This window comes from Streptomyces sp. NRRL B-24484 (assembly GCF_000717715.1).
Taxonomy (GTDB): Bacteria; Actinomycetota; Actinomycetes; order Streptomycetales; family Streptomycetaceae; genus Kitasatospora.
This window is the reverse complement of the sequence record NZ_JOAI01000008.1, coordinates 170,626-177,353: the sequence shown is the minus strand read 5'-3', so window position 1 is coordinate 177,353 and position 6,728 is coordinate 170,626. Positions and strand designations below refer to the sequence as shown.

At 71.0% G+C, this 6,728-nt stretch carries 3 protein-coding genes and 1 pseudogene; all 4 read left to right on the top strand.

The window, feature by feature from the left end; all coding sequences use genetic code 11:
• Window positions 1–239 precede the first annotated feature (239 nt).
• On the top strand, window positions 240–1,346 hold the full coding sequence (gene dusB, locus IE98_RS0110235; protein ID WP_043173880.1) for a tRNA dihydrouridine synthase DusB: 1,107 nt from the start codon (window positions 240–242) through the stop codon (window positions 1,344–1,346).
• A gap of 564 nt (window positions 1,347–1,910) precedes the next feature.
• On the top strand, window positions 1,911–4,619 hold the full coding sequence (gene ppdK, locus IE98_RS0110230) for a pyruvate, phosphate dikinase (RefSeq protein WP_043173822.1): 2,709 nt from the start codon (window positions 1,911–1,913) through the stop codon (window positions 4,617–4,619).
• 308 nt (window positions 4,620–4,927) lie between these two features.
• The gene (locus IE98_RS0110225) at window positions 4,928–5,494 is read left to right on the top strand and encodes a ribonuclease domain-containing protein (RefSeq protein ID WP_078660895.1); all 567 of its coding nucleotides are present in this window, start codon (window positions 4,928–4,930) and stop codon (window positions 5,492–5,494) included.
• A gap of 303 nt (window positions 5,495–5,797) precedes the next feature.
• Window positions 5,798–6,661: pseudogene (locus IE98_RS50715) on the top strand (ADP-ribosylglycohydrolase family protein); the annotation flags it as partial.
• Between the last annotated feature and the right edge of the window lie 67 nt (window positions 6,662–6,728).

Sequence of the window (6,728 nt, the reverse complement as noted above, 5' to 3'; positions counted from 1 at the left end):
CGGCCGGATTGAACGGCCCCGCGCCCGCCACCCCGCCCACCCCCAACCCGAGCCCGGTCGGGCCGCCACTCGGGTGGGGGACAATGAAGAGTCCCGAATCCCATCAGCCGAGGACTCTGCCGCGCATGACCACCACGTCCAGCACACCCGACACCGCAGGGGCCGCCGAAGCCACCGGTGAGCCCACCCAGTCCGCGTCCGCCGCGGGCGCCGAGTTCGCGCCGCTGAACATCGGCCCGATGCAGGTGTGGCCGCCGGTCGTGCTGGCCCCCATGGCAGGGATCACCAACGCTCCCTTCCGGACGCTGTGCCGGGAGCAGAGCGGCGGCAAGGGGCTGTACGTCTCCGAGATGATCACCACGCGGGCCCTGGTCGAGCGCAACGCCAAGACCATGCAGTTGATCAGGTTCGACCCGAGCGAGAAGCCCCGGTCGATCCAGCTGTACGGCATCGACCCGGTCACGGTCGGCAAGGCCGCCCGCATGATCGCCGACGAGGGGCTAGCCGACCACATCGACCTGAACTTCGGGTGCCCCGTCCCGAAGGTCACCCGCAAGGGAGGCGGCTCGGCGCTGCCCTACAAGCGCAACCTGCTGCGGGACATCCTCCGCGAGGCCGTCGCCAACGCGGGCGACCTGCCGGTGACGATGAAGATGCGCAAGGGCATCGACGACGACCACCTCACCTTCCTGGACGCGGGCCGGATCGGTGCCGAGGAGGGCGTATCGGCCATCGCCCTGCACGGCCGTACGGCGGCCCAGCACTACGGCGGCACCGCCGACTGGTCGGCGATCGCCCGGCTCCGTGAGTCCGTCCCGGCGCACATCCCGGTGCTGGGCAACGGCGACATCTGGTCCGCCGACGACGCGCTGCGGATGATGCGCGAGACGGGGTGCGACGGCGTCGTGGTCGGCCGGGGCTGCCTCGGCCGGCCCTGGCTGTTCAAGGACCTGGTGTCGGTCTTCGACGGCGACGTCGACTACGCCCGCCCCACCTTCGGCGAGGTCGCCCGGGCGATGGTGCGCCACGCCCAGTTGCTCGGCGAGTGGCTCGGCGACGAGGCCCGCGGCGTGATCGATTTCCGCAAGCACGTGGCCTGGTACACGAAGGGTTTCTCGGTCGGGTCCGAACTCCGGGTTCGACTGGCGAACTCCTCCTCCCTCGCCGAGATGGCCGAGTTGCTGCAGCAGATCGACCAGGCACAGACGTGGCCGATCGGCGCGGACGGCCCGCGTGGTCGGACCAGCGGAAACAACCGGGTGGTTCTGCCGGACGGCTGGTTGGACGACCCGTACGACTGCGCCGTACCGTCCGTTGACGCCGAATCGGACACATCTGGCGGATGATCTGTACTTCTCGTCGAAGTCGGTCCTGATCGGCCATCTGCCGCTGCGGACCAGCCCTCTTGTCCGATATGGCCAAGAGGGCTCCTTTCTGGCAGATTTCAGTGACATTCGGCTATCGAATCCACTACGCAGAATCGCATCGCGCGCGATCATGGGCGCTCGAAGGCTGAGATGCGCTCGTGACGCTTGCCACATAGTCTGAGTGGTTGACGGCCGGTCAGGTTGCCGGAAGGCCTCGACAACGTGAATCGCTTCCCGAAGGGGTTGTCGGTCCGATCGGCATGACTGGCTGCAGGAAATCAAGCCGGGGCAACAGAGTCGACGATCGGCCATCACTCTCTGTCCGGTTCGTGTGATCTTCAGGTTTCGCTGTCTTCACTACTTGAACGATAGCTAGCGTCAACCGGACGATTTCGGCAACACAGGTGAATGCCTACCGGGGCATTCGATCTGTTGGGTCCTGAGTGGTTCTCAAGCACGTACGGCCTATTGGCGGCACGAAAGCGCCTTTGAAATGGGTATGTTCTCCGGCGTCAGGGCAACCGTGTGCGAGGAGACCGACCCGTGGCGGCGAAGCAGAAGTTTGTTTACTCCTTCACCGAAGGAAACAAGGACCTCAAGGATCTTCTTGGCGGCAAGGGTGCGAACCTGGCCGAGATGACCAACCTGGGTCTCCCCGTCCCTCCGGGGTTCACCATCACGACCGAGGCCTGCAAGGTCTTCCTGGAGACCGGCAGTGAGCCCGCCTCGCTGCACGAGGAGATCAGCAAGCACCTGACCGCCCTTGAGGCCGAGATGGGCAAGACGCTCGGGCAGCACGACAACCCGCTGCTGGTGTCGGTCCGTTCGGGTGCCAAGTTCTCCATGCCCGGCATGATGGACACCGTTCTGAACATCGGCCTGTCCGACGCCTCGGTGACCGGCCTCGCCGCCCAGTCCGGCAACGAGCGTTTCGCCTGGGACTCCTACCGCCGCCTGGTCCAGATGTTCGGCAAGACCGTGCTGGGCGTGGACGGCGAGCTGTTCGAGGAGGCGCTGGAGGAGGCCAAGCACGCCAAGGGCACCGCCAACGACCTCGACCTGACCGCCGAGGACCTCAAGGGCTTGGTCGAGACCTTCAAGGGCATCGTCCGGCGCGAGACCGGCCGGGAGTTCCCGCAGGAGCCGCGCGAGCAGCTCGACCTCGCCATCTACGCCGTCTTCCACTCCTGGAACGGCGACCGCGCCCGGCTGTACCGCCGCCAGGAGCGCATCCCGAACGACCTCGGCACCGCGGTCAACGTCTGCACCATGGTCTTCGGCAACCTCGGCGAGGACTCCGGCACCGGCGTCGCCTTCACCCGTGACCCCTCCACGGGTACCCAGGGCGTCTACGGCGACTACCTGCAGAACGCCCAGGGCGAGGACGTCGTCGCGGGTATCCGCAACACCCTGCAGCTGGCCGACCTCGAACAGCTCGACAAGAAGTCGTACGACGAGCTGATGGCCATCATGCACACGCTGGAGACGCACTACCGCGACCTCTGCGACATCGAGTTCACCATCGAGCGCGGCAAGCTCTGGATGCTGCAGACCCGCGTCGGCAAGCGCACCGCGGCCGCCGCCTTCCGCATCGCCGTCCAGCTCGTCGACCAGGGCCTGATCGACCTGGACGAGGCGCTGCACCGGGTCACCGGCGGCCAGCTGGCCCAGCTGATGTTTCCGCGCTTCGCGCCGACCTCCGAGACCAAGCCGGTCGCCTACGGCATCGCGGCCTCGCCGGGCGCCGCCGTCGGCCGGGTCGTCTTCGACTCCTACACCGCCGTCAAGTGGTCCCGCTCCGGCGAGAAGGTCATCCTCGTCCGCCGCGAGACCAACCCGGACGACCTCGAAGGCATGATCGCGGCCGAGGGCATCCTGACCTCGCGCGGCGGCAAGACCTCGCACGCGGCCGTCGTCGCCCGCGGCATGGGCAAGACCTGTGTCTGCGGCGCCGAGGAGCTGGAGGTGGACACCAAGAACCGCAAGTTCACCACCTCCGGCGGCCACGTCGTCCACGAGGGCGACATCGTCTCCATCGACGGTGCCAACGGCAAGGTGTACCTGGGCGAGGTCCCGGTGCTGCCGTCCCCGGTCGTCGAGTACTTCGAGGGCACCCTGCACGCGGGCGCCGACGTCCAGGGCGGGCTCGTCCAGGCCGTGCACCGGCTGATGGCGCACGCCGACGTCCGCCGCCGCCTCGCCGTCCGCGCCAACGCCGACAACGCCGAGGACGCGAACCGCGCCCGCCGGTACGGTGCCCAGGGCATCGGTCTCTGCCGCACCGAGCACATGTTCCTCGGTGAGGAGCGCCGCAAGGAGGTCGAGCACCTGATCCTCGCGGACAACGACAAGGACCGCGAGCTCGCCCTGTCCTCCCTGCTGCCGCTGCAGAAGGGCGACTTCCTGGAGCTCTTCCAGTCGATGGACGGCCTCCCCGTCACCGTCCGCCTGCTGGACCCGCCGCTGCACGAGTTCCTGCCCGACATCACCGAGCTGTCGGTACGCGTCGCCCTCGCCGAGGCCCGCAAGGACCCGAACGAGAACGACCTGCGCCTGCTGCAGGCGGTGCACAAGCTGCACGAGCAGAACCCGATGCTCGGCCTGCGCGGCGTCCGCCTCGGCCTGGTCATCCCCGGCCTGTTCGGCATGCAGGTCCGGGCGATCGCCGAGGCCGCGGCCGAGCGCAAGCTGGCCGGCGGCGACCCGCGCCCCGAGGTGATGATCCCGCTGGTCGGCACCGTCCAGGAGCTGGAACTGGTGCGCGACGAGTGCGAGCGGGTGCTCGCCGAGGTCGCGCAGTCCACCGGCGTCCGGCTGGACATCAAGCTCGGTACCATGATCGAGCTGCCGCGCGCCGCGGTGACCGCCGGTCAGATCGCCGAGGCTGCGGAGTTCTTCTCCTTCGGCACCAACGACCTGACCCAGACGGTGTGGGGCTTCTCCCGCGACGACGTCGAGGCCAGCTTCTTCACCGCCTACCTGGAGAAGGGCATCTTCGGCGTCAGCCCGTTCGAGACCATCGACCGGGACGGCGTGGGCTCGCTGGTCAAGCACGCCGCCGAGGCCGGCCGGGCCACCCGGCCCGACCTCAAGCTCGGCGTCTGCGGCGAGCACGGCGGCGACCCGGACTCGGTCCACTTCTTCCACGAGGTGGGGCTGGACTACGTGTCCTGCTCGCCCTTCCGGATCCCGGTGGCGCGCCTGGAGGCAGGCCGCGCCGCCATCGAGACGGCGGGCAGCGATTCGCGCTGACACGAAGCAGCGCGGTCCCATCGCTGACCGCACACCCCCTCCGCAGGGGAGGGGCGTTCGACGGAGCTCGGCGCAGGAGAGCCGTCGGACGTAGCAGCCGGGGCGGGAACGGACAATGGGGTCCGTTCCCGCCCCGGCGGCCTTTTCCGCGCAGCCCTCGTCTCCCGCAGACGGCGAGCCTTCCGCAGACGGCGAGCCGCCCGCTCTCCGGGTCGCCGTGGCGGCCGATACTCCGTCTGCGGCCGAACGGGTGAGAGCGGCGCGAAGCTCGGCCCGGCGCGCTCGGCCGAGCGGGCAAGCTGTCGGCCATGACCAGCCGAAACCACGTGATCGTCGTCGCCGTCCTGCTGGTGTTCGCGATCGTCGCGGCGGCCGCCTACGCCCTGGGCGACCGCACCGGTTCGACGAGGAATCCCGCCACCGGCTCCACGCCAGGCGGCACCGCCACCGGCCCGGCACCGACCGCCCCGGTGTCCGGTCCCACCCCCCGTACGTCTCCCGGCCGGACCGCCACCGCCGGCCGTCCGACCGCCACCGCGGCCACCCCGACCAAGGGCGGCACCGCTCCGGTCTGGCTGCCCAGCGACCCGGCCATCGCCGACGTCTGCCGCACCCGGCTGCCGGCGCAGGCCGACGACACCCTCGTCCTGATCGCCGAGGGCGGCCCCTACCCGTACCGCTCGGACGGGGTCGTGTTCGAGAACCGGGAGGGACTGCTGCCCCGGCACACCACCGGCTACTACCACGAGTACACGGTGGTGACCCCGGACTCCGGCGACCGCGGCACCCGGCGCATCGTCACCGGGACGGCCGGCGAGCAGTACTGGACGTCCGACCACTACGCGAGCTTCCGCGAGATCGACCCCCGCTGCTGAGGCGGCCGGGAGGCCACCCGCGACAGCGGCGGAGGACCCGGCGCCGACCGGAAACACCCTGGTCGACCGTCCGACCCGGCTGTCACCATGGCCGTGATGACCGAATCCACCCGTCCGAGCGAGTCCGACGACCGCACACCGTCCACCCGTCGCACCCCGGCCACCGAGCCCACCGAGCCGACCCACCGCGCCGACCCCACCGGGCACCCTGGCCGCACCGAGCGCACCGAGCGCACCGACCGTACCGGCCCGCAGGCCGACCGGCCGGTCCCCGGTCCCCGGCTCGACGCGGCGCTCGACGCGCTGCAGGGCCTCTCCGTCGGTGATGCGCTGGGCGCCCAGTTCTTCGTCCCCGCCAACCGGCCGCACCTGGACCGGCGGCAGGCCCCGCCGGGCAGGTGGCCGTGGACGGACGACACCGAGATGGCCTGCTCGGTGCACGCCGCCCTCACCGAGCGCGGCCGGATCGACACCTTCGACCTCACCCACGCCTTCGCCCGCCGGCACGACTTCGACCGCGGCTACGGGCCGGCCGCGAACCGGATGCTCCGGCTGATCCGCGAGGGCGGTGACGCCCGCCTGCTGGCCGCCGAGCTCTTCGACGGCCAGGGCTCGTACGGGAACGGCGCTGCCATGCGGGTCGCGCCGCTCGGCGCGGCACACGCCGACGATCCGTCCGCCGCGGTCCGTCCGGCCGCGGACACCGCGGTGATCACGCACACCCATCCCCAGGCCGTGGACGGTGCGATCGCCGTCGCGGTGGCCGCCGCCCTCGCGGCCGGGGCCCGGCTGCGGGACGAGCGGCCGGCGGCGGAGGACTTCCTGGCCGAGGTCCGCCGGCTCACCCCGCGCGGCGCGGTCCGCGACGGGCTGGGGGAGGCGATCGGGCTGGCCGGGGTCGCGGACCCGCACACCGCGGCCAAGGTGCTGGGCAACGGCAGCCGGGTCAGCGCGGCGGACACCGTGCCGTTCGCGCTCTGGGCGGCCGCCCGGCACCTGGACGACTTCCCGGCCGCGATCTGGGACACCGTCGCCGCCGGCGGGGACGTCGACACCACGGCCGCCGTCGTCGGCGGAGTGGTCGCCGCCCGGACCGGTGTGGCGGGCATTCCGGCCGCCTGGCTGGCCGCCCGCGAGTCCCTGCCGGGTTGGGCGACCCCGGCGGCGGACAGCGTCCCGGACGGCGCGGGGAGCGGTACCCGGATCGTGCTGCCGCGGCCGGTCGAGCTCCCGG